We start from the raw sequence: 24,865 nt of genomic DNA, 5'->3' as shown, positions 1-24,865 counted from the left end.
GATGCTCACTTAACAAATATAATCGGAACAAAAATGGCAGCTGATTTAACAGTTTTTAGCAGGAAAAGCATCTGTTATAAAAGCACATTGCGGTTGGGTCTGGCATCATAATAGTTAAATCCCAATGGATGTTCGCTCTACAAGTGTAGGCTTTGGGCTTAAATGTATTGATCATTAAGGATACTCTTTCTGCCAAAACCGGTGCGACGAAACTTGCATTCGACATAGCAAAGTCTTTTATTTCATCCGGTGACCGCGTCAGAATCGTCTTCTTCCACGATGATGGAACATCGTATCTGGTTAATCTTCAGTCTATGAAGCCTCTTGATGTTGATATTGAAGAAGACAATATCTGGTTCCGGGTCTCCCAGCTTTTCCAGGTTCCGGTTTTCAAACTCTTCCTGAAAGGTGCATTCTATATTAAGGACGCAGTCAATATTTTCGGGCAGTTGAAATTTGCAAAGAAGATTAACAGAGGCAACATTGATTTCGACTTAATCATCTGCATGAGCATTTGGACAGGAATTGTCCCAATTTTAATGAAACAGGAATACAGGAAGAGGTTGATCCTCTATTTCCATGAGCCTCCAACTTTCTCCGGTCTTCCATTTGCAATCAGGAAGATTCTGGGACTCTATCTCAGCAAGTTGATGAAAATATCCGCTGTGAACATCTCAATCACGGACAAAATGCGAGATGAGATCCGCTCATCCCTTGGCATAAACACCCATGTAGTAAAGGATTATTTTACACTTAAAAAACTGAACATTCAAAAGGAGAAATTTGTTCTGCTTGACACACGATGGACATTTGTGAGAAATCCCTTCTTTGCAATCGACATAATGAAGATTCTTCCGGAAGTGAAATTCACCATGTGCGGCACATTCGGCTCTTCTGAGCTGAGGCAGAATTTCATCGACAGGATCAACTCGGAAGCCCTAAATGAAAGGATCTCCATCATGGAAGACCTGGCAGAGGAAGCGCTTGATGAGCTTTATTCCAGGGCAATGTGTTACATAAGGTGGTCTAATCCTGACATTGTCGAAACCGGACCCAGTTACGGGCTGATACAATCGATTTCCAACGGATGCGTGCCGATAGTCAGCTCAGAGCTAGGATCTGCCAGCGACGTCCTGGAACACATGGGCAGGGATTTTGTTGTCAGTAATACTCCTCAGGGATTTGCGTCTGCAATAGAAAGACTTTTCAGAGATCGGGATTTTTTAAATGAAGCTGTTCAAAAAGCGGTGAAATGGAGAAACGGATATACGGCAAAGGAGTACAGGGAGTCTCTCCTGGAAAAGTTCAACGGAAATCAGCCAGTTGCATAGCCCGTGTGCTCATGCTGCACATTCCGGAGGCCAACGGAAGGCTGTAAAATATCAGGATGACTTTCAGGGCAGGTACGTCTACTATGTGTCGTAGACAATAGCAGGAATCAACTACGTCCCCAACCTGAATTTAAGATCGTAGCTTTGATGCACTGTGGCTTGTTTTATCCCTCTGACTAACGGTGTGATGGATTGCAAATTCCTCACAGGCAAAAACATGAAAGATGACGGAATCAAACCGTAACTGATTTTAACCCTGATGTCAATGGCGCATCTCTAAAATTCGCTATTTAAATGGAGAATGGCTGTTTGTGTAACTTCAGTAATCAGTTTACCAGGTTTCTGCGGGATTGACGAGTGTGAATGCCATAAACTCTGAAGCAGAGAATTCCACTGTTGAACGCGATCTTCTCAGGGACACGATATTTTCAATGGGTCGCGGAACGGCGATTACACTTTTTGCATCGCTGAGCTATTTCATCATTGCCTTCATCAGCCGAGTCATTATACTGAGGCTGATAACGGTAGAGGAATGGGGGGAGTTCACCCTGGCCTTGTCACTGATTGCACTGTTCAGCATGATTGCACCCCTGGGAATGGATGCATCAGTGGCAAGAAATCTTGCGTTCTTCGGCGGTGAACGGAAAGAGTCCATTGCCTTGAACGGACTTGCGGCTTCCGCTATTCTCGGCGCTCTTTTTTCACTTGCAATATTCTCAATTTCACCCATCATTGGCAGAATTTTCCATGAGTCGTACCTTGCCTTTATAATCGTCATATTTTCTCCCGCGCTTTTCTTTGGAATTGTGACGCAGATGGCAGCTTCTATCGCGAGAGGATACAGAAATACCGTCGCAAACGCCCTATTCATCAACCTGCTTCCACCAACTCTTTTCACACTGTTATCCGTGCTCCTTTATTATTCCGGGCAAGGTTTTTACGGTATCATACTGGGCAATGTGATTGCAGCGGTTGTTACCTCATCCCTGTCTCTTGTTTACATCCTTAGAAAGAAATATGTTAAATTCACGGGGCATCTCAGCGCTTCGGAAACCAGGTTTCTTCTCCTGTTCGGCCTTCCCATAATGATGGTTGGTTTCTCATCATATTTCATGTTATACGCAGACACGCTGATCCTTGGCCTCTTCAGGGATGCCGCACAGGTCGGATATTATTCGGCTGCGCTGTCTCTGAGTAAGCTAAGTTTTATCGGTATCAACGCACTGGGCTTCATCATACTTCCGGTAGCATCCGGGCTAATTTCGCGTAACAGAAGGGCAGAGCTCAATCTTCTCTATAAAACAATATTGAAATGGAATCTTGTAATTTCCGTTCCAATTTTCCTGCTGTTCTTCAGCTTTCCCGGTGCAACGCTTTCAATTGCGTTTGGCAGCAGGTATGGAAAGGCGGCTGTTGCACTGCAGATACTCGCGCTGGGTTCGTTTATTAATTCTGTCATCGGCCCATCCTCTCCCTCACTCGCAGCGACCGGAAAGACAAGACTCGTTGCCTTCTCCGGCCTGCTGGGAGCAGGAGGAAACATTTTACTGTGTGTTGCCCTCATACCTTATTTTGGCTTTGTCGGAGCAGCGATAGCGTCTGTTTCGGGATCGTTCATTTACCGTATCTTTTGCCTGACCTTCTTTGCCGGAGAAAACAAGCTCCAGCCCTTTACCCTAAATCTTCTGAAACCGCTGATACTCTCCATTTCAGTTCCAATCGTCCTGTTTGCGGCATTCAGACCTGTCCTGAATATAACTACTGCATTAATCTTCCTCGCCGGCTCGTTCGTTTTTTCCATAGCAGCGATACTCTTAACAGCAAGTTTAGAAGAATCGGATATCTTCATCCTCGAATTCATCGAACACATTCTCAAGAGGAGGCTCCGCCTTGTAAGGAGCATAGGCAGGGCATTCATTACATTCGGTCAGAAGAAATAGGGCATTTGCCGCACCAAGAGAAAAAGGAATTGCTCTCCCGGTTGATGCATCGTTACATCATATGCCGCCATCGATTCCCAGCTTGAAGAAAGGCTTGTCCCGCAGAATAACTATCTCCCTGTCGCTGCACAGGCGGGAAGACTGAATTGCTGCTCTCTTTTCCAGAATTTGAGGAAGCATCCTTATGAATTCGGCGCTTCCCTTAAGCCTGTAGCGCGCCTCCTCGCTTCCGCCGGTTAAAGTCAGCTTCAGGACAATAAGGGATCTTGATGCGAAATATGATAAAAGCAGGGCTGCAGCTGTAGTGGCTCTGAAATCCTTGAGCACAAGCATGGGGAAGTTTCTGGACATGTTGACGAGCGCGTATCCTGACATTTTCTTGGTGGTCGCAGAACCTAAGTGGAAGACCCTGCCTCTCGGCTCAACCATTACCTTATACCCTTTCAGGAGTGCACGCACAGAGAAGTCCTTCAGTTCGAAGTATGTGCGGAAATCCTCATCGATTCCGCCCAATTCCTCCCAGACAGTCCTTCTGACAAAAAGGGCAGCACCAGCAAAGTCAAGAGTCTCGTACAGCAGGTCGTATTTCTGCGGTCTTCTACCGTTTTCCTTCATGATTCCGCAACCGCAGATGTCTATTCCGTTCCTGACGATGGAGTCCATTACAGTTCCGAAACAACCATCGAGCACAACCGTATCATTGTTAAGCAGGAGTGCCACGTCACCGGTTGAAGCTTTTACACCCCTGTTCATACCTCCTGAAAAGTGGTAATTCTCAGCGAGTCTCAGTAGTTTCACCGAGGGAAATTCTCTTTCCACAATTTCACATGATGAGTCGGCAGAGCCGTTATCCACCACAATGATTTCGGTTTCAGGATAGTTCTGCGAAATAACACTGTTTATGCAGTCATGAAGGAAACGAGCCCCGTTGTAGTTGAGTATTATGACCGAAAGCCTTGGCAAATTCAAGGAAAGAACCTCACTCTGGAGGTCGCGGCCACCTATTATGCTCAGGCTGCCTACAATCTCCAGTTTGTTTGGGCTAGACACATTCTGTGCATAAATTATTTTTGACGCCTGCTGTGCTGGGCAGCGCTGTATTTTCTTTTACTGGCTCAGATTCTCCCAGGCTGCATTAGCTTTCCGCCATTCAGCTGGAAATAAACAAGAGTCAAAAGAAGGTTATCATATATTGCAGGCAGTGCTTAGAAACCAAACAGAGAATCGAGAAATTCAAATGAGCGTATCACGAGAAGTCCAGGCAACAGATACAACGCCTCAGATGGCCGGTAATCCTGCAGAGCATTGTCTATCAGCTTCAACCTCCTGCGGAATGACTTGAGCTCTTTCCAGTAGACCGGGTGCCTTGAGGCATATATTTCTCTTCCTGAAGCGTACTTTTTCCGTTTGGAAAGATAACTTACGAAACCAACATCCTCTTCGTTGTGCAGTATCGTCGCTTCAGTCCATCCAACGCTATATCCGTGCTCTATAATTCTAGCATGCATATCCAGATCCTCGAAACCCTCGAGGTGTTCATCGTAACCTCCAACGCTTTTGAACACATCCTTCCTTATCAGCCGGACGCTTTCGAAAATTCCGCTCATGTACATGGCATTACGCTCGATCGCGCGGGCTCTCGCCCAGTAGTTGCACCCTGTAATCACCTTTTCCCTGAGGCACAGGGCGTCATGCCTGACCGCATCATGGATACATCTGCTGATTGTTCCTTTCTCGAGCGTCATATCTGAATCCAGGAACATGACATAATCTCCGAAAGATTTCTCGAATCCAAGGTTTTTCGCTGCAGATCGTCCTTCTGCGCATATCAGGTATTTCGCTCCCTCTTTATCGCAGATAGATGATGTTGTTGCATCCCTGACCCTGTCAACTACCAGAATTTCAATTTCATCAGTTTCATCGGCATTAATGGAGCGCAGCAGAATAGAAATGCCTTCTGGGTTGTTCCAGACTGGAACTATTACTGAAATTGCCTTGGATTGCATGCATGCTCCTCCATTCGTCCTTTGAAGCAGTCGGATGAATTGCTGTTTTAAACTTATAGCTGTTGTGTCAGGACGCAGGGAAATTTGAAAAATTTGAATAAACCTGAGTATTCCTGATGGGAGCCTTGTTTCCAGGCGGCCTTTTAAACTGCATCCTGTATCGAGCTGAAACCGGCATATGCCGGATTTGCACTTGCATTACGGACTGAATGAGCGTTCCGGGACACGAATGCCTGCAGTCCGATGCTTTTGCGATTTGCCTTTTCCGTATTGGCGTGCAATCATTTATGTATTTCAAGTGCACAGTAATCTCTCCGTAATACATATGAGACATCACTTCAGACAACTGGCTCTATGTGTTTTCGCAGGATTAGTTGCATTTTCACTGGTTACCACTTCGCTGTTCCCTGGCGCCGATACTGCCAGGCATCAGCCCGAAACGCGCGCCAGTTCCGCTGGTATCGGTGCATTTTCCTTCCCTTACACATACTCTGTGCCGGCAGTGCCATCCTCGCAGGGTGCACTGGGAAATACAGGTCCTACGATTCCCATTTCAGATATAGGCATAAACTCAGGCAACCCAGGTTATGTCGGCAAAATCGGAAATCCATGGACAGGCGTTCCTTATCCCAGATTGCCCGCCGCTCTTGAAATTCACGTTCTTAATGGAACTGCACAGTCTGCATCGAACTCAGTCCATGCAAGGATCAAGCTCGTCAACATTACAACAGGTTCTGCCGAGTATGCTTACACGGGTGCTTCAGGTTATGCAAATTTCAGCATATTCGAAGGCAGTTATATTCTGGAGGTTGCTTCGGCCTCCTCAGCATTTGTAAATTACACATTTGAATATACATTCAACAGGCAATCTGAATCACTGACTGTCTATCTTATGCCATCCTCGTACACCAGAGTTTCAGTCGGCGGCCAGAATTCTGGAACATTATGGGTAAGGCAGAGGGTAAACTGGGGAAATAACGTCCTGATGCCGCAGCTCGAGGTCGAACTTCTGAACGCGTCCTCTTCTGATGCAGTCATTGGCACAGCGTACACCGCATCCAATGGAAGTGCTGAATTCACCGGCCTGAGTTCCTCCTTCAGGTATGAGTTAAGGTCTATAGGATACTCCAATCCCCTTACAGATACATATTACGGAATGACAAACGCAACATCAAGCGCATTCTCTATTGCTGGTGCGGAGACAGTTTACACCGCAAGCGGCATGTTTGGAATTAGCAGGAGCACTGCTCTGCTTACAAATGTAACCGTTCCCCGAGGAGCAGGCATGTGGAACATATCCAGTCCAGCCACCATAGACGGCGGCATAACATACATATCGTCAAAAATTGACTTCCAGTCGCCTGTTCCGCTAAAGATCGAAAATGCGACCGTTTATTTCAACGAAAGCTACAACCTCACCGGGAACCCATCGAGCATTTCGTTTTTAAATTCCAGAATTATCTTTCTGGGAGAAAACTCGTATGTGTTACAGAGCTCGACTTCAGGCAATATCAATTATGCCAAGGATTCCGTTTTCATAGGGATGAACATGAAGGGTTACAGTGGAGTGACATTGCACTTCGCCAACGCTTCAGACAGCGTCTTTTTAGGCATATATTCTAACGGCGGGTCATTCATATCCGGCAACTTCCTGAATGATCTGATAACCAATTCCTCAGGGTTCGACCTCACTGGAAAAGAACAGACATTCTCCAACCTGACTCATGTCAGTATTGTCAATACCATATTCCTCGGCGGTGCGAGCAATTACGGCACAATTAACATGAAGGATACTGCCATGTTCAATTCCTCCACCAACATCAGCGCTGAGAGGTTTGACCTGAATAACTCTCTTTTGAACGAAACAATACCATATGAGCATCTGCCGAATTATGGCTCCGTATTCGGATACATCAGTGTGCGGTATTTTGACGCCAATCATTCCGTATTTACCATTTCGCCGCCTTCGAATGTGTCATTCCAAAATTTTGTTACCAACATAACGCCTAACAGGCCAAACGGAGCATACCCCTCTTCTCCTTACGTTGTTTTTTCATTTCCCGGCACTCCCGGAGTCAATAACTTTGTAAACTTTACAGCTTCCAACCTGACAAGAGCATTTCCTCCGGTAAATATGAACATACAGTTTGGCAATTACTTCACGATTGCTAACCTGTACAATGACAATATAAACTACAATTATTCCTACTCCCAGGTGAACCAGATTATGGAGAGTTACACTTCCACGCCGTTCCTGGGTGGAAGGATAAGCCTTACATTCGACTCAGTGATGAACATAAACAATTCAATTATAAACGGCGGCCTTGGACAGAGGATCGTACCTTATCTCCAGAACGGAATACCTGATTACATCACGCATGACCTGTTCCCCTTCACCTACGATATCCAGTCCTACTCATTCTTCAGATTCTTCCCTTCGGGTTCAGGCGGAACATACTTTGTAGAAAACAACTCTTTCCAGTACATCTACTGGAACCTTACCTGGTGGAACATTGGCCAGGACGGTGCCGGCTTTACGGACTTATGGATGGAAACACTTGCAGGCGCTTCCTTCGCCACCGGCGCAGTCCCGGAAATCTACATTGATCACAATACCTTCTGGTCTCCCGCGTTCGGAACCGGAGGGAATGGAATTTCCGGCAATGTCGAGTTTGCGAAAAGCGGCATTAAAGGTTATGTGGCTAACAATTTATTTGAAAACAGCCCGCGATATGTTTTGGGCATTCCGGACAATTACACCTATTATTTCTTTGTTCCACATATGGATGACATCCTTGCCACCGCTGCCAACGTCACAATTTCCGAAAACACATTTCTTAACCTTACCAACCTGACAGTGCCCATTGGGACTGATCAGGCATATCAGAACGGCGGGAGCGGCGGCAACATCACGCTGGAAGGCAATCAATTTTACTACTATCCTGCCGTTGGCGGCATAAACTTCATAAATGCTTCATGGGCGTGGGGTCCCGGTGGGTATTACGGGGCAAAGGTCAACTTTCCGGGAGGCTACGGCTATGACGGAAGCAACATATCATACGAAATTCCAATGGGATATTACAGCTCGCTTAGATTGGTCAATTCGATGAATGGCGATTATATTTTCAACACAAGTGTGGGGCAAAATGCGACTTCCCCATATGTTACCAACCCGAATTACCAGATCAGGGTACCGCAACAGTGGTCCTGGGCAATCGAACCTGATTTCACCTGGAATGGCACCGCATATGTTGCACAATACAACGGCATGGGCGGTCCGCAGCCCGGCCTCAGATGGGATGGCTATCTCTATTCTTGGTCGTTTGAACCTAACATGACATACATTGCAGCCAATTCCACCCGGGCGCCAGCGATTCCATTGAAATGGTCCATACGAAATCCGGTATTGCAGGATATGACTGTAAGCCTGTATTCACACAACCTGACAAGCGGGATTAACACATTCATTGAGAGCAGGGAGTCGACGGCATCGGTGATCAACCTTACTTACAAGTATGCGCCCTCCATAGACGGCTTGAAGTGCATCTTCTTCCTGAATACGAGCGTTAACCAGAGCACGGGAGGACAGTCGTATCTCCTTTCCTTTGAGGAGGAAGGTCTCCCCCCAGGTACACAGTGGGGCATCAAGATCAACAATATCTCCAGACAGTCGACTTCAAACGATATACAGTTCAGCCTCACAAACGGGTCGTACAACTACAGTGTCTACCAGCTTCAGGGGTGGAGTGCCAGAAACGGCTCAGGAACAGTGACTATACATGGCGGCAATTCCACCGTTTTCGTGAGCTTCAGTCAGATTACATACAGTGTTGATTTTAAAGAAAATTCGTTTACCGGAAAGAAGTGGAGCGTAGAGGTTGGAACCCATTCCGCAAATTCAACATCTGATTCTATTTCCATTTCGCTGCCAAACGGCACTTACGCCTATAACATAACCCCGCCTAAAGGATTCGCGTTGATTGGCACTGATCGCAATATTACCGTTTCAGGTTCCAGCGTAATAGTATTTCTGAATTTCACCGAGACTTCCATTTATCCTCAAAAGAGCAGTTACGGACAGAAGATATTCATGCTCGACCCAGCTGTCGCGGCACTGATCGCTGTTACTGTTATCCTGGCGGCTGCAGCAGTTTTCTTAATTTTCATTTTGCCTGCAAGGCGTAAGCGCAACTGAACGCAAGGCACGTATTGAATCCTCAGTTTCTGCTGCGTACCAGACCCAGCGGAGCGCTTGTTATGCATGTTTCGAAGTCATTTGTTACCGCCTTCCAGTCATATTTGCTTGCTGTCATTCTACCGTTGTTTCCCATCTCCAGCCTTGTATCCTTCAGATCGAGAAGCTGATGCATAACATCCGCCAATCTGATTATGTTCCCCACGGGATAATAGACACCATTCTTATGATCTGATACAAATTCAGACGTGCCGAACACTTCAAGCTCTTTGGGGACAGCAACAATTACGGGAAGGCCCAGCGCCATCGCCTCGAGTGTGGCTATGGAAAACCCTTCGCGCTCCGAAGTAAGAACGAAAATCTTGGAGGAAAGAATTGTCCTCACCTTCTCCTCGTCTGAAACGAAGCCCAGGAAGTCTATCTGATCTGCCACTCCTGCTTTAAAGGCATGAGCCATCAATCTTTCCCTTAGCGGACCGCCGCCGATGATCGCCGCCTTTCCAGTCCACCCGTACTTGAATTTCAATCTTGAAAGTGCATCAATGAAGTCCCTGTGCCTCTTGATTTCCACCAGTCTTCCCACAGTGACGAAATCATAGTAATCCAGAAGTGCTGGTATTCCATCTGTCTCTCTGTTCAGCAGTCTGTCAAGATCGACGCCACATGGCACTACACTGACTTTCTTTGCGTCTACCTGAAAATTCTGCTTCAGGCTGTTGGCTGTTACACCTGAGATCGCAGTGACAACATCGGCAGATGTAAGTCCGATCTGGAGAAGCCGCTTGATCGCCCTGTTAGAAAGCTTGCCAAGCACACCTCCAAAATAATTGTAATTGTGCCATGCTTCCGGGACGTCAAGTATCTTCACACAATTAATATCTCTTACCCAGGCTCTCATAGTCAGCAGATGGAGATAAGGAATCGCTTCAACTACAAGGTAATCCGGTTTCCAGTCATTCATTGGATTCTTTGACATAAGGGCAGAGAACAGCAGGCTGTGTGGATGGCTGCGCCGCCCGGAACTGTCCCTCTGGAAATAGTCAGGGAACGCAGGATAGAACCTAGTACCGCCTTCTTCTGTGAAGGCTTTCCGGCAGGTAGTGTAAACATGCACCTCATGACCTTTCCGCGCGAGCCGATTTGCAAGCTCCAAGACCCTTATTTCATAACCCCCGAAATATATCGGAGCACTCTTGTCGGTTATGAACCCAATTTTCAATTGTTCCACATTCTACACCTCGTCTCTACCATTCCAATCATATTGCCATACTTTGGATTCTCACTGATACAGGCAGGCCGACCATTCGAGACAGGCTCACCCTGTCTACAATCTTCCTGCGCTCCGGCGCATCACTGTTGCCGCCCGAACACAGTTGCTCATTGGAATAGCCCGCGATACCTTTCATATACGATTCCCTTTCTTTAGAGAAGACTCAGAAGGAAGATTGGTCAGTAGCGCAGTCTACAGCCCGCAACATCACTCTTGCACCGGCGTGATTTGCAGGCATTGAGCGAAAGCATCAGCACAGCTGGCTATATCTTCCCTCCTGGCTCTTCCTGCTAGGTCTGGAGTGATTATCAAGATTGACGTTAATGAACATTGTGGATATCCAGTAAACATGAGGTCGTAACTGGCCTTATGCCGGTTACCCCCCCCCCCAGCCGCTCAGCACTTACCGCAATCTGCTCGGAATCAATGCGCGCACGCCTTTATTGCTTCGTTCTCAATCAGTGCAACCCTGTCGTAAGATAGGTAGTCAAGTGCAAATTGTCTTCCCTCCAGCCCTATTTGCAACCTCAGATCATCGTCTTCCAACAACTTTGTAACTGCTGATGAAAAACCGTTTATATCCCCCTCTTTTACCTTCAATGTCCCCTTTGAGAAAATTTTCAAGCTTTCAACATCATAAAGGACAACAGGCAATGATGATGCGAGAGCCTCTGCTATCACAATTCCAAATCCTTCTTCCCTTGAAGGAAAGACGAAAATCCTGCTTCTGGCGTACAACTCCCGTTTTTTGTCTTCATTGACGTACTCCGTAACAATTTCAATATTACCTTCCAGCCTCTTGGTTTTAACCAGCCTGCGCAATTTTTCCAAATCGCCCGAACGGGACATTATCTTCAATTTAACGCCGGAATTGGATATCCGAACCCGTTCAACGATCGCAGGCAGTTCAAAGGCTCCCTTTCTATCTTCCGCTATTCCAATGAATAAAAGATCGTTGGATTTCTCATTGGACGAATAGAAATCGCTCACGGAAACACCGTTCGTAGTGAGAGCGATTTTGCGATTGGTCGCGAACAATTGTTTGAATTCTCTTATGAGGCTTTCATTGTTCAGTATCATGATCCCGAAGGACCTCCTGAATACGAAGCTACAAACGAGTCTTTCAAGTGAACGTCTGTTCCTCATTCCTGAATGAATTATATTGACGAGGCAGACAAGTTTCCTTCCTGTCAGAAGATGTATCAAGTAGGAGTACAGCAGGCTGAGGTAATATTCCGAACAATTTAGAAGGAGATCGCAGCCGTATGCAACCCTCAGCGTGTTCATGAATCCCCTGGTAAGGTCCAACAAGCTGCCGCCGGCACAACCGACTACAACCTCTAAATTCTCGAGCTTCGACTTGAAGTATTCATCTGCATCCTCATATGTTTCCGAGTCGACATTTATTACGAAGTTGAAATCCCTACCGCTGATTCTTGAGTATATTTCAAGCGTCCTAACCGTTATTGAGTTCAGGTACCTGCCAAACCTGAATACGGGGAGAAGCAGCACTTTCCTTTTTTCCCATTTATCGAAACGGTTCATAGACGTCTCGTCAGGAGTGCTGTTGACTTTAAAACATTTCTTTATAATCTCCCCGATGAACACTTATCCCCGAACTTTCAGTCACATTCAACTTCCAATTCTCACACTTTGCAAAGCATTAGTTCAATTATTGCGTGCCGTGTACAGGGTCCAGTTTGTGACGGTTCGATTTAGCAATGATTCTTAGGACTGGTCACATTGAATTAACAGAGAGAACAGTTAATAAACCACATACTCATCGGTTATGAGGAGGGGGATTAGGTTGTCCGGGACGGAATTGAGCAACGGTGTCTCCGTCATAATACCTGCCTATAACGAGGAGGACAGAATAATCAGGTCCCTTCAATTATACATTCCAGCACTGAAAAATATCGGCTTGCCTTACGAAATAATAGTTATAACTGATGGAACTGACAGAACCTACGATGTGGCGACAGCCTATTCATCTGATCACGTGTCAGCGTTCAAATTTGAAAGAAAACTTGGCAAGGGAGGTGCCCTGAAGGAAGGAACTGCAAGGGCGAAATACGACACAACATTCTGGATCGATGCAGACGGCAGTTTGTGTCCTGATGATATGTGCAAGATGATCGAAAATTCTGGGCATTACGACTGTGTGGTTGCCTCCCGCTGGCTTCCCGAGAGCGTCTGGGATAAGAGAGAGCCTCTTTTCAACATGGCTGTTGGAAGGGTCTTCAATTTCCTGGTCCGTGGTCTTCTCTTTCTGTCCATCAAGGATACCCAATGCGGCGCTAAATTGTTTGATACCCGCTTGATAAGACGTGTGACAGCTGCTACACTTGTGACAAACAGAACATTTGACGCCGCCATCCTCTACCATGTAAAGAAGGCAGGGGGAACAATAAAGGAATTACCTGTCCGCTGGAGACACGACGAGGATACAAGGATGCCAATTTTCCGAGTGATACCCATTATGCTTATCACTCTGATCGGCGTAAGGCTGATGAATTTACCCATTAAGAGATATATTCCCACGAGGCTTGTAGGATTTTTCACTCAGCGTTACGCTAGAGATTGATAGCGGCGGTGCGATTGCATCTCGGCGTATGTTACCAGGCCGACTGGTTCTGTCGACTCTGAAACACAAACTGGCGTGGTCAATAGAACGTAGAAATCAACTCGTGGATGCGCATTCAATCTTCAGATCCTTGTAGATGCCGATTAACTGGCTTATCACCTGTTCCCAGGTAAGGTTTGTGAGAACAAATTTGCGTGCTTCGTCTGCAATCTTATCCAATTCTTCGGCATTTGACAGGTAATACACTATTGACCGGGCAAGCGACTCTGCGCTTGAATTTGTGTTGAGCTCCCTGAGCAGCGGTCCATAACTGGTCATGTCAAGGATACGCCTACTTTCGCCGAATACCACAGACAACAACGGTGTACCGCTTGCAAGAAATTCTGTTAATCTGACCGGAAGCCTCGCTCTTTCCCACTCCGTGTTTTTCATTGAAAACAGCACTATGTCAGAAGCTACGAGCATTTCGAGGAATTTTTTTCTTTCAACTCTGGGAAGAAGGAAAGTGCTGTTCACATTCTTACCGTTTGTCAGCAATTTTTCTGCCGGGTGCCTTGTGATTGCTCCCGGGATGGTTGAAACGATATTAAATCCTTTCTTTCTCACTAATTCGATAGCCTCAATTGTCGTTTCTTCCTGCTCCTTGAGAACCTGGCTGAGCAGTAGTTTTACGTTAATCTCCAATCCCAATTCATCAATCAGAGTATCACGTGCCTGTCTCTTTGAAATTGAGAAAAGGTCGTCTTCTGAAATGCCGTTCCACAGAATTTCAATTTCTCTGGAACAAAGGTGATCATAGCGGTCCTTCAGATATTGGCTTATCGCAGTCACCCTACTGGCAGCGCTAATTGCCGATCTGATCAGAAATTCCTCAATTGCTGACTCGAAATGTGATCTGTCATTGTTCCCTGTATATCCCCAGAGGTCATCTATGTCAACAACTGTTGGGATCTTGAACAATTTACCAATCATGGAGACACTCCAGGTGTCAAGGAAAGCAGGGCTTGACACATGCAATATGTCGTATCTCTTCCTGGAGAGATGCAATACAATAAATATGGCCCTTAGCAAAATACCCGCGTAGTGTGTTTCGGTTTTAAATCTTGGCAGCAGGATCAGTCTGAAATTGTCATTTATCAGCCTGCTCTCGATGCTCGGATTAGAGTACTCATGCGGACAGATGAGAGTGACATTATAACCACTTTCCGATAAGCGCGCAGCCATCGGGTAGAGACGCATGTAACTGCCTCTGTTCATTTGCGATTTGGTCACCATTAACACTCTTGTCATTGTTTGCCCTTCCTGCTTCGGTCTTCGTCGCCGGTTTAACAGAAATATCAACTTCAGGTTCACCTTATTTGAGCTGTTGCATTGCCGTCCAGCTTAATCGAGTTACGACCGCTATCTTTTTAATTGTTGCCAAACTCCGTTGAATACATGAAACTCTGCTTCTTCACCATTGTGTATTCAGGATAAAATTGTCAACTGGTGAATGGCTGATTCATGGGAAGGCCGTTAAAAAATTCTCACTTTTGTGGATAGCATAACCTAAACAGCATTTAGAGTAAGCCATTTTCAACCAATACTGCTTTTGTTCCCTGGACCTGTTGTCAAATCGCGACTCGCCTGCCTCGTCTACGACAAATATTTATGCAAGTCACCTGCCCTTCGAACGGTTTGGCAGCGCACCAATCTCTCTTATAAATTTCACTGTTTCTCTGTAATTGCGAAAGATTACTACATTTTTTTCCACTCCCAGTGACTTAACGAGTCGTATGGTTTCCCCTCTTTCCAGGGCAGGGTATATCCAGAATATTCTCATAAGTCTCATTAAGAAATGCCTGTCGAGCCTTTCACTATTGCCGGCCGACATGCCGATTCTCTCACGCCCATAGTGCCTAATCATCCTAATGATTGCGTTGCGGAGACATACTGACATTGGCATGTCAAAAAATATGATGCTGTCTGCTGCACTTAACCTGATGTTAAGCGTTGTTCTATAATTTCCTTCAACAATCCAATATTCACCGGAAATCATCCTGTACTGCAGTTTTATCCAGTCTTCATTACTGATTGCAATATGCCCTGGTTTCCAGTATAGAGCATCAAGATGGTAGACAGGGATGTTCATTAAGTGAGAAAGCGTATCCGAGAAGGTTGATTTTCCTGAGGCAGGCCAGCCGATGATCACTATCTTCTTCATTGCCAATTGATTATATGACAGGGGGTCGAGCAATCCTTCCGCCTTTCCTTTTGCCATTCAGTGCAGCCCGTATGTGACATAAGCGAACCGGTCAAAAATGCTTCCTGTTAAGACGGACACTGTTCCGAGTTAGGAAATGTGTCTTCAGGCTGTACTGCCAAACGATTGGCTGCGCAATCATTGAAAGGCGAAAGTGAGCTCCGCATCAAAACCGCGATTCATTCATAGCATCATAAACCATCGCGGATATATGAGTTCAAGATAATTTCACCATTGGATTCGCTGAACTTTCGTTCAGCATAAAGCCGGCAATTGGCCGCCAGTCTCCCGAGAATGGATCTGTCTTTTGATATTGTTTCCAATACACTAAGTATTGACTCCACTTCCGGTTCCACCAGAATGCCAACGCTATCGTCGATTGCCTCTACTATCGCGCCCCGCCTGGAAGCTATGACCGGAGTTGCACAGGCAATCGACTCCATAATAACCCGCCCATAACCCTCTTCATGAATCGAAGGAACTATTGTCACATCAGCATCGCAATAGTATTCTCTGAGTTTTTCCGGTCCAAATGCGCCCAGATAGAAAACGTTCGTTCCGGTTTCAGCGGCCTCGATTATTTTCTGCTTTAGCGGACCCTGTCCAATGAAGTTGAATACAATGTTATGGTCAGATTTTAATCTCTCTGCAACCCTAAGGAGCAACAACACCCCCTTTGTTTCAATGAGCCTTCCCACATAGAGTATTGAAAATTTCCTTTCAGGGTGGCGGAAATATTTTTCTGAAGAGTTTTGGCACGGGGTGAAAGCAGTGGTGTCAATCCAGAATGTCATTACCATAATTTTTCTGGTGTCAACATTTAATGACAAAATGTCACGCTTTCCCCTTTCAGATATAGCGATTATCGAATCATATGAAGAGAGCAGTCTTCCGGCAAATCTTCGAAGAAACATGGGACTGTTTTCACCAAAAAAATCGTGTGTGTCATAAACTGTTATGACAGATCTTGTGTTAAAAATTTTAGACATTACAGCGGTCGTGAACGCTGTTACGTAATTGTTTGCATGTATTACGCCTATTTGACTTCTGTATTTTGCAAGGATTGCGGATGCAGATATGAAAAGCAGAGGCGAAAGGATTAAAAATCTGACAACCGAGTGCCTGTCAAGACGATAAAAAGAGTCGAAAAGAGGATTCGGAATGCGATAAATTTTTGTCGAATTGGAGTGTTCTACAGTCTTTCCTCTTTTCGTACTGGTGAGCGGCTGAAATGTCACAACATATATGTTCAATCCCTTTGACTCTATCAGCCTGATAAGATCATTCAGATGAGTTTCAATTCCTCCTATGTTGGGTCTGAAAAAGAATGAAACTATCATAACGGCATTTTTAGGCAATTGCAACCTTCAGGAAGCTGAAATGATTCTGGGTTAATGAAATTGTCTGATAGCCCTCTTACAATTGATTCCTTTATACCATAAATGGCTCCGGCGGAATTTATTAGGGAACTATACCGTGGGGGTGAGTCTTATAAAAATTGTTCTGGATAGTTTTGGTGCTATCCCATAGGCAATCGTGCTCAGCAATGAAAAGATTGTCGAACTTTCCATAAGCAGGTTGACTGTATCGGTCAGACTTCTCTTCGCAACGAATCTTTTCCATGCTGCCACAAGTTCTTTTCGTGAGGGGTTTGGGTTCAAAATCGAGCATGATACTGTCCTCGCAAGAAGCACACCTTCAATATACCTCTTCACGTGGATATGAGGCGATGCGAGTGTAAATTGCGAAAGTACCTCGTATCCGTAAGCTGAATCTACCGCTCTGGAATGGATTGTATTTATCCCATCGGGAGTCTTGTCCGTTCGATAGCTGGACCACTGCAATTCCCACACTCTGTAATTTGTCAGTTTTCTGTTGTCTGAATAAACCGCACCCGTCGCCAGCATTGCACAGGTCGTTATGACAATATCAGGAGAGACTCTAATTAATTTAATGCCATCAAGGTACTGGTCGAACGGTGATTTTCTTATGGATATGCATGACGATCCAAACCTGTGGACATGTTGCAGAAAATTCTTCAGCGAAATATCCTTCTCGTTTTCTTCCAGGAAAATTGATTCAACCTGCTTTGTATTTTGCATATTTAATGACTCAATGGGATTCATATGCAGGTCAGTGTAGATCCCGTCGTTGTGGTAATAGATTAGCTTCGGATTGCTGATAAACAGATCCCTGACGTAAAGGAGTTTTCCTTCATTGAACGTATCATCATCGTCCAGAAAGCAGATGACCTCGCCCTTAGCTGCCTCTATTCCGAGAACCACCATTTGACCCATTCCATTTTCAGAATATCCAAGACTCAGAACGTTGTTAGTTTTGCAGAAGTCATCGAATTCGGGATCGTTGAAATTATTCACTACGATTATTTCATACTCATCTCTTACCAAATTCTGTTCAAGGACAGATTCAACCGCTTCTTTGACAAAATTCTGTCGATTGAACGCTGTTACAATGACGGTAATATACGGTTCCATTGACAATCGTACTGACCATATTCGGCGTAACCGGTATAAATCTTGGTTACTCCAGTCACTGCGATCGCAATGCCGTTCCCGTCGCGGCAGTCTTCGGATTCTTCACCATTAAATTTGACTTCGGATCTCATCATTCGCGGTGGGTTTCTTCCTCTTTTGCATATTTTGCAAGGTCGTGCGTAACTCAAGAAGCATCTGTAGTTGGAACACTCGCTACACATCGGTAAAGCCTTGTAACAGGAGTGGCAGTAATGCCGGTCAGAGAATTGGGATCGATCCGAGACTGAAATCGTTTGCTCTACGATCGATCAAAATCCGTCTGTTTACAGTCGCCACAATTTCTTCAGTTTATTATGTCTGTTCCATCTATTAAATACTCGATTTTTCTGGAAAACATTTTCATATCAAACTCACTGGCGCTTCGCTTTAGATTTGAATCGGCGAGCTCTGCCCTGAGTGAAGGCGATCGGTAAAATTCCAGGATTTTATCGTGTAATTCCTGTATGCTCCCCTGATCAAATACCTGCTCCTGCCTTCCCACTATTTCGGGTAGCGATCCGCTGTTGCTGACAATCACAGGCAAGCCTGATGCCATGGCCTCTCTAACTGCAGCCGCGGTCTGTTCTTCCCATCTTTTCCTCCTCCCCAAGGTGATCTGATCTTCACTCGGATAAAGAAACAGATCCGACTCTGAAAATAATTGCCATTTCATATCTCCGTATACGTTTCCAACATAATTTATTCTGTTATTGTTCCTGGCAGCGTTTGAGACCTTTTCGGCAAGCGGCCCATCGCCGGCGATCACAAGCTTCATGTTGCTGTATCCTTCATCTATCAACATTTGAAATGCGGCAATGAGAGTTTCGATTCCTTTATTCCTTCTAAGTCTTCCCAGAAATAGCAGTTTAAATGAATTGTCGCCGGGAATCATCTGATTACTCCCTCTTTTGGAATGGGAATAAACGCCAGGATATGCCAATTTCACTTTGGACTCACTCGCACCAGATGCCAGTGAAGCTTGCATAATTCTGTTGCTGAGTGCAACTATTGCGTCCGCCCCCTTCATTACTTCCCGGGAGAAATATCTCGTTAAAGGGAAGACACCCCATAGCGCAGCATCTGCCGGAATTGTGTCGTAGCAAATCACAATGTGTCTCAGAGAGTACCGGTTCTTAATTTTGGAAATTTGAAAGGAGAGAGAGGAGTACAATTCGAAGGTTATGACGGCAGCGGGATCGGTTTTTTGCAGAATTTCTTTAATGTTTTTCACAAAACCGAGCTTGTAGGTGAGTATGCCTCCAGTAGGAAGAATCAATTTATCAGGTCGTATAATGCGAGCGTTTCTGTCGATTTTTGTCATAATGTCGGTTGAATCAGTTACAATGAATGCAGCAAACTTATCCAATTCACAAAATGCATCAAATTCGGGTAGATAGCTTTGTGAAAACGGGAAAAGCACCAGTATATTACGCTTCTCCTCTCCCTTTCTGGTGATACCTTCCATTGTAATCACAAACCAATCTCTTCTATATTACCGAGTTATTGATGGTTTGCATGCAATTCGATTCATGCGCCGCAATAAATTAATCGCTCCGCAGTCTTTCCTATGAATTGTAAAAACATCTCAGGCACTGCTAACGCTTAACAAACTGTAGATATTTAATTCCCGCATCAGTGGCATCGGCAGGTAATGACTGCTCGTGTTCCTCCGAACTATTTCATTTCAGGGTGCCTGATTAGTGTGCTGCCAATAGACTGTCTGCCGCCAGCATAATTTGCCTTCTGTTGGTAAGCGCTTTGCGACAGGGAATCTTCCCTTTAGAGTTTTGCCAGACTGCTTGCTAAAATTAGCGTATAAGGTGTTCTTTATTTTTATATGCGTTCTGTCGGAGCTCCGGATTTGTCATGCATTTTCAGTTGAGCAATGAGGATATCCTCGCTTGCTATTTTATTCACATTGATCATATGACTGCATTGCGCAGGGCAACCACTTTAGCCGGGAAATCAATTCCGTTCATTAACCGAGGTTCTGTGGATATAATTCTGTCGTTCTGTGAATAACAAATCGATTTTGTTAACGCTTCTCATTCCCGTTGTAGCCGTTTTCGAATACACCATGTTATTGACCAATCAGGTTTCGAAAAGCCCGTCTGGACAGTGATTTCATGGAGAGAGGGATTTATGTAGCATGAAATTACTTGGCACGAGGAAATGGGAAATGATAACTTCAGGATTAGGCTAGTTGCCCCAGCGCCTATGGTTTTGACTGCCGCTTCAGGCCGCCAGAAACAGTCAACGTTATTCGAGAAGCACGTCGAGCTGTAGACAGACCCGAGGAATAAACACATGCTACAAAATAGCAAGCATTTCAGAATTGTTATTGTGTTTTTTGTAGCATTGCTTCTTTGCCTAACTTCCTTTGCAGCCACAGCTCAAGACCTGAAACACACTAGCCTCTTAAATAAGGTTCAAACGACTGGAAGTAAAACATATCAGCAGGAGGCTGTGGGAGCTAACAGTTCCACATCCTTCTATGGCTTCAATTTCCCTTACATTTATGAGCAGCCTAAAGTCCCGAGGAATGTAGGAGTCCAGGGAACCGGCGGCCTTTCTGTTGCCTATTCGAATCTCGGACCGATCGGCAAGGTTGGTCCAACTGGCCATCTTGGCCCCGCCAACGTTAGCGATCCGCTTGACCTTGCTTCGTCATACGCCTCAGTTTCCGTTCTCGCCTATAACGGAACGCTTCATCCGTTATCCAGGTCGGCTTCCGCCGACTCGACTGTGACTTTTCAGAATATATCTCTTTACAAATTCTATTCCAATGTAACATCCAGCAAGGGTTACGCTAATTTTACGATTCCAGAAGGATGGTATTTCCTAACTATTAGGGGCGACGGTTCCGCACACCTTTCCTTTTCCCAGGAGATAGATATATCCGGCAACAAAGAAACGCTTACAAGGTATCTGATGCCCTCCTCCAATGCAACGTACCAGGCAGTGGGAAACGGACCCGCGGGCACTTTGAAAAACGGCTACATCAACGTAAACTTTGGTAATGGGCAGGAAGCTCCCCAAATTTCGGTCTACATATACAATGGAAGCAGTGAGTCAGGAACTCCGCTAATAAAAGAAGTTACAAACAGTCTGGGATATGCAAACTATTCAGGACTGAGTTCGTCTTACAGTTACAGCTACAGGGTGGCAGGTTCAGTGCAGTCTGCGACCGGGACAGACCTTTATCTGACCAATCAGAGCGGAAGTTTTTCGGCTGGCAATGACATCTCTGTTACACTCAATGGCCGCACATACTGGACGGCTTCTGTTTCCGGACCTGCACCTGCGGAGGGCTATGAAAACAGCATAGCTCTTTCCGGAAACATAGAATACAAGGATGGAGCGGTGGTTCTTTCTGCACCATTTTCATCTTCTTCATACAGCATCAGTTTTGTGAATACAATTGTATATCTTAATTCGACCGTTACCTGGTTTAACACCCCTAATCTCTATTTTTACAACACCACTGTCTTCGAACTTTCAGGGCTGAATCCGTTCGGAATGGACGGAATACCGACGCAGATGGTCCGATTTGACAACAGTATTGTCTTTTTCTCATCCGTAAATATTACTGCAGTCCAGTTCATTCCATCAGCTGATTTGCAGATGAATGATGTCCAGGGCCCATGGATCGCCGGCAGCTCATCCGGCTCGATATTCGAGGCCCCATTCTCGGGCAATCCAAATTACGCAAACCTTGTTGGCTACTTTAACAATTCTGAATTCTATCGTTTCAATATGACATCTAGCAACGTTCCGGGGACACACGCCACCGGTTATGCACACCTAAACAATGTGGAGATTATCAACTCCACGATCGAAGGTGCATATCTGGCCTTTGATCATAGCAGTATCAGGGGATTGTATTCATTCAACGAAGTCAATACTTACTGGTATAATGACTCTAATGTTAGTTTTCTGAACTATGGTGATCAGTATATCACCGGGTCAGAATTGTTCGCGACTCATGATACGTTTTCTACCATGCTTGCCACTACCGGCGGGGTAACCCTAAATCCGCAGTTCGCGAACGTGACTTATTCAATTTTCAATTTCACACCGGAATCAACATCGCTTCACTGGACACATGTCGGCCTCGGCGGAACCCATCTTGAGCTCTATGATGACTATTTTATTTCTTATCCCAATATCACGATAAGGAAGCAAATACTGAATTTGGAAACAGGCAGCTATCAGGGCTGGGGGATGTTAATTGACCCCCAGTACTTGCAGATGGATTATAACTGGCTTTATGGCATGGACGCAATCGGGTTCGAGGCTACAGGTCAATTCAATTGGAATTTGACTCATGATAATTTCTCTAATGGCTGGTCTGATCAGAATTGGAATCCCTTTGAAACCTTTACATCAGTACAGACTCCTTATATCCCACAAATTGTATTCAGTAATGACACCTTCTATAAAATGCACTTTAATTCCACTATATGGTGGAAACAACACAACCTTACAACTGACAATGGGGCAGGTTTCTTTCAAGATCTCAATGTTCCGAATCCGCCTAACACCTTGTGGGGCAAAGTTTATGTTAATCATTCAGACATTTACGATCCGGGTGTTGGCGTGGGAAGCGCTTCCGCTTTTGGTGTTCTTGAAGGGGGCATCGGTTCTTACTTCAATTCAGATGTCTTTTTTAACAATCCTTATGACATCGCGACAACCGCAGGACCGACGACATGGCACAATGGTTCATATTCATCTGTTTTAGAAACTGATATCGGGCATTCGGCCGGTTACTTGTACATAAATAACACTTATTTCTTGAATCTTACAAACCAGACAATACCTGTTGATTTATTCAGCTCTTCACAGGGTCAAGGAGTTTACTCCTCTACATATTTATCAGGAGATCATTTCTTCTATTATCCAAATCTTCTTCAGGAGAACATTCCGACTTTTCAATATCCTTTATATGTTCCATTCAATAATATTAGCACCAAATACTACAATTTTGCAGGTTACCATTTTCCACAATATACAAATTTGAGTTTTGAAATACCCATAAAGAACATTGATGCAGTTATGAGTGTTTCGAGCTTACAGAATGAATACATATTTAACTGGTCAAAAGAGCAATATGTTGGTCCTCTGGTAGGTTTAACTGGCGAGAAGGCGTGGGCTTGGGAAATTGCACCGGACGTCAACACATCAAGTGGGATTCCCACTATTTCATTTTCAAACGGGCTGGTCGGTGGAATTCAACCAGCTTTCGAGTGGAATGATACTGTTTATAATTATGCGGTTGAGAGCAACGTTACATACATTTCGGCAAATTCTAGTACAGCGTCTCCGGTAGACATACAATTCACTATTCCTGCCGGCCAAAACATTGTAAGAATCTGGATGTACAATCCTACAACCGGCAAGTCGGAACTAATTTCAAGTTCACCTGAACAAAACTATCCTTCAAAATTGACTGTTAAATACAATCCCTCATCCATGCCGCTAAGTGCGATTTTTTTCATCAATTACACAGTGTCGCATAATCTCACGTTTCGTGAAATTGGATTACCTGAAGGAACAAATTGGTCAGTAAACCTGAACGGCTCAAAAGAGAACTCGGCGAACAGCATCATCAACTTCAAAGTCAGTAACGGGGAGTATGTTTATGCAGTGAACAATGTGGAAAACTACGATCCATATCCGAATACGGGGCATGTATGGGTAAATGGATCTGATGTAATTGTCATTATAAATTGGACTGCAATTTCGTACAATTTAACTTTTCGTCAAACTGGCCTTCCCTTAGGTTACGAGTGGAGCGTACAACTAAATAATATAAGTAAAACTTCCAGTAATAATTCAATTACATTTGATGTGAGGAATGGATATTACACCTATCAAATACCCAGAGTTTTAAAATTTCAAGCAAATGTGACATCGGGCAATGTCAGTGTAAAAAATTCAAGTGAAACTGTAGAGATTCAATTCAATATGAACACCTATCAAATAATTTTTAAGTCCAATGATTTTTCACATGCTGAGTGGACAGTAAATTTGAATGGTACAAGTATTCATTCTAACTCCTCCATTGTAGTATTTAATGTTTCAAGCGGCATTTACCACTACTCAGTCGCAGGTCCGCAGGGAACTAAGGTGAATTCACCTTCTGGAATTCTTGTTGTTAATAATAAAAGTCTATTCGTTAACATTACTTTTTACCCTCAGGCAATTCTCAGCTTGAGCTTGTCGGTTGGTCTCATTCCGCCTATTATATTAACCCTTTACATTGCCATCGCAATGGGTATAATTTTCACAACTACGTCGTTCTATTTTAGAAAGCGATTCAAAGAAAAGAGCTAATGAGCCGAGTCAAAACTTACTTATGCCGTTATCAAAACATTTTGCATTTGATCATTTTAATTGAAATGTATCGGCATTTTTGCCATATGTTCCTGAGCACTCTATGTACTCCCGTCCCGGGATTGCATTCACATTAAATTTGACAGGGAGGCGTAGATAATGAACTTACACCAAGCGATACAAGCAAACAAAAACGAAGACATTAGATGATCTGTGTGCCCGATACCTCAGTAGTCCCGCATAGGGAAATTACTGCACTGGCACTGTTTTTTGATGTGAGAGTGCATTCCGTTGTTTGGAGGCAATGGGATGCACTCCACGGAAGATGTAAACGAAAGAAGGGTTAAGGATTTTGTGCTCAAGCGGTTTGAACGCCATTTTCAGCTGCCTGCAGGCAATTCGGACTATCCGGAGGGAGCCTATC

General features: G+C 44.7%; 15 protein-coding genes. 5 read left to right on the top strand and 10 right to left on the bottom strand.

The features are described from left to right. Positions 1-152: 152 nt before the first annotated feature. Together KIS29_08145 and KIS29_08140 are read left to right on the top strand one after the other, a co-directional pair. Positions 153-1,331 carry a glycosyltransferase family 4 protein gene (locus tag KIS29_08145; protein MBX8640289.1) on the top strand — a complete coding sequence of 393 codons (1,179 nt, stop codon included), beginning with the start codon at positions 153-155 and terminating at the stop codon, positions 1,329-1,331. Positions 1,332-1,681: 350 nt separating this feature from the next. Continuing rightward, on the top strand, positions 1,682-3,271 hold the full coding sequence (locus KIS29_08140) for a flippase (GenBank protein ID MBX8640288.1): 1,590 nt from the start codon (positions 1,682-1,684) through the stop codon (positions 3,269-3,271). A gap of 57 nt (positions 3,272-3,328) precedes the next feature. On the opposite strand, the gene KIS29_08135 is transcribed toward KIS29_08140, so the two are convergent. Both KIS29_08135 and KIS29_08130 read right to left on the bottom strand, forming a co-directional pair. Next, positions 3,329-4,321, bottom strand: a complete 993-nt coding sequence (locus KIS29_08135) for a glycosyltransferase family 2 protein (GenBank protein MBX8640287.1) — start codon at positions 4,319-4,321, stop codon at positions 3,329-3,331. 155 nt (positions 4,322-4,476) lie between these two features. After that, entirely contained in the window at positions 4,477-5,277 is an 801-nt protein-coding gene (locus KIS29_08130; protein MBX8640286.1) for a glycosyltransferase, read from the bottom strand. Positions 5,278-5,602: 325 nt separating this feature from the next. On the opposite strand from KIS29_08130, the gene KIS29_08125 reads away from it, so the two are divergent. After that, on the top strand, positions 5,603-9,472 hold the full coding sequence (locus tag KIS29_08125) for a hypothetical protein (GenBank protein ID MBX8640285.1): 3,870 nt from the start codon (positions 5,603-5,605) through the stop codon (positions 9,470-9,472). A 22-nt stretch (positions 9,473-9,494) separates the two neighbouring features. On the opposite strand, the gene KIS29_08120 is transcribed toward KIS29_08125, so the two are convergent. The 3 genes from KIS29_08120 to KIS29_08110 all read right to left on the bottom strand — a co-directional run bounded on the left by KIS29_08120 (position 9,495) and on the right by KIS29_08110 (position 12,287). Next, positions 9,495-10,700, bottom strand: coding sequence for a glycosyltransferase family 4 protein (locus tag KIS29_08120; GenBank protein MBX8640284.1), 1,206 nt, complete (start codon positions 10,698-10,700; stop codon positions 9,495-9,497). Positions 10,701-10,728: 28 nt separating this feature from the next. Beyond that, entirely contained in the window at positions 10,729-10,878 is a 150-nt protein-coding gene (locus tag KIS29_08115) for a hypothetical protein (GenBank protein ID MBX8640283.1), read from the bottom strand. Positions 10,879-11,165: 287 nt separating this feature from the next. Then, positions 11,166-12,287, bottom strand: a complete 1,122-nt coding sequence (locus KIS29_08110; GenBank protein MBX8640282.1) for a glycosyltransferase family 4 protein — start codon at positions 12,285-12,287, stop codon at positions 11,166-11,168. A gap of 262 nt (positions 12,288-12,549) precedes the next feature. Here KIS29_08110 and KIS29_08105 point away from each other — a divergent pair, with 262 nt between their 5' ends. Continuing rightward, a complete protein-coding gene (locus KIS29_08105) occupies positions 12,550-13,326 on the top strand; it encodes a glycosyltransferase (protein ID MBX8640281.1) in 777 nt (258 codons plus the stop codon). 96 nt (positions 13,327-13,422) lie between these two features. Here the strand turns inward: KIS29_08105 and KIS29_08100 are convergent, their stop codons facing one another. The 5 genes from KIS29_08100 to KIS29_08080 all read right to left on the bottom strand — a co-directional run bounded on the left by KIS29_08100 (position 13,423) and on the right by KIS29_08080 (position 19,567). Next, a complete protein-coding gene (locus tag KIS29_08100; GenBank protein MBX8640280.1) occupies positions 13,423-14,583 on the bottom strand; it encodes a glycosyltransferase in 1,161 nt (386 codons plus the stop codon). Between the two features lie 400 nt (positions 14,584-14,983). Next, positions 14,984-15,586: an AAA family ATPase gene (locus KIS29_08095; GenBank protein ID MBX8640279.1), complete on the bottom strand. Its 603-nt coding sequence runs from the start codon at positions 15,584-15,586 to the stop codon at positions 14,984-14,986. A gap of 173 nt (positions 15,587-15,759) precedes the next feature. Then, entirely contained in the window at positions 15,760-16,926 is a 1,167-nt protein-coding gene (locus KIS29_08090) for a glycosyltransferase family 4 protein (protein MBX8640278.1), read from the bottom strand. A gap of 111 nt (positions 16,927-17,037) precedes the next feature. Further along, positions 17,038-18,069, bottom strand: a complete 1,032-nt coding sequence (locus KIS29_08085) for a glycosyltransferase family 2 protein (GenBank protein ID MBX8640277.1) — start codon at positions 18,067-18,069, stop codon at positions 17,038-17,040. A gap of 337 nt (positions 18,070-18,406) precedes the next feature. Further along, positions 18,407-19,567, bottom strand: coding sequence for a glycosyltransferase family 4 protein (locus tag KIS29_08080; protein MBX8640276.1), 1,161 nt, complete (start codon positions 19,565-19,567; stop codon positions 18,407-18,409). A gap of 842 nt (positions 19,568-20,409) precedes the next feature. Here KIS29_08080 and KIS29_08075 point away from each other — a divergent pair. Continuing rightward, a complete protein-coding gene (locus KIS29_08075) occupies positions 20,410-24,441 on the top strand; it encodes a hypothetical protein (GenBank protein MBX8640275.1) in 4,032 nt (1,343 codons plus the stop codon). The last annotated feature ends 424 nt before the right edge of the window (positions 24,442-24,865 follow it).

Source organism: Candidatus Sysuiplasma jiujiangense (genome assembly GCA_019721075.1).
Taxonomy (GTDB): domain Archaea; phylum Thermoplasmatota; class Thermoplasmata; order Sysuiplasmatales; family Sysuiplasmataceae; genus Sysuiplasma; species Sysuiplasma jiujiangense.
This window is presented reverse-complemented; position numbering and strand designations above follow the sequence as displayed.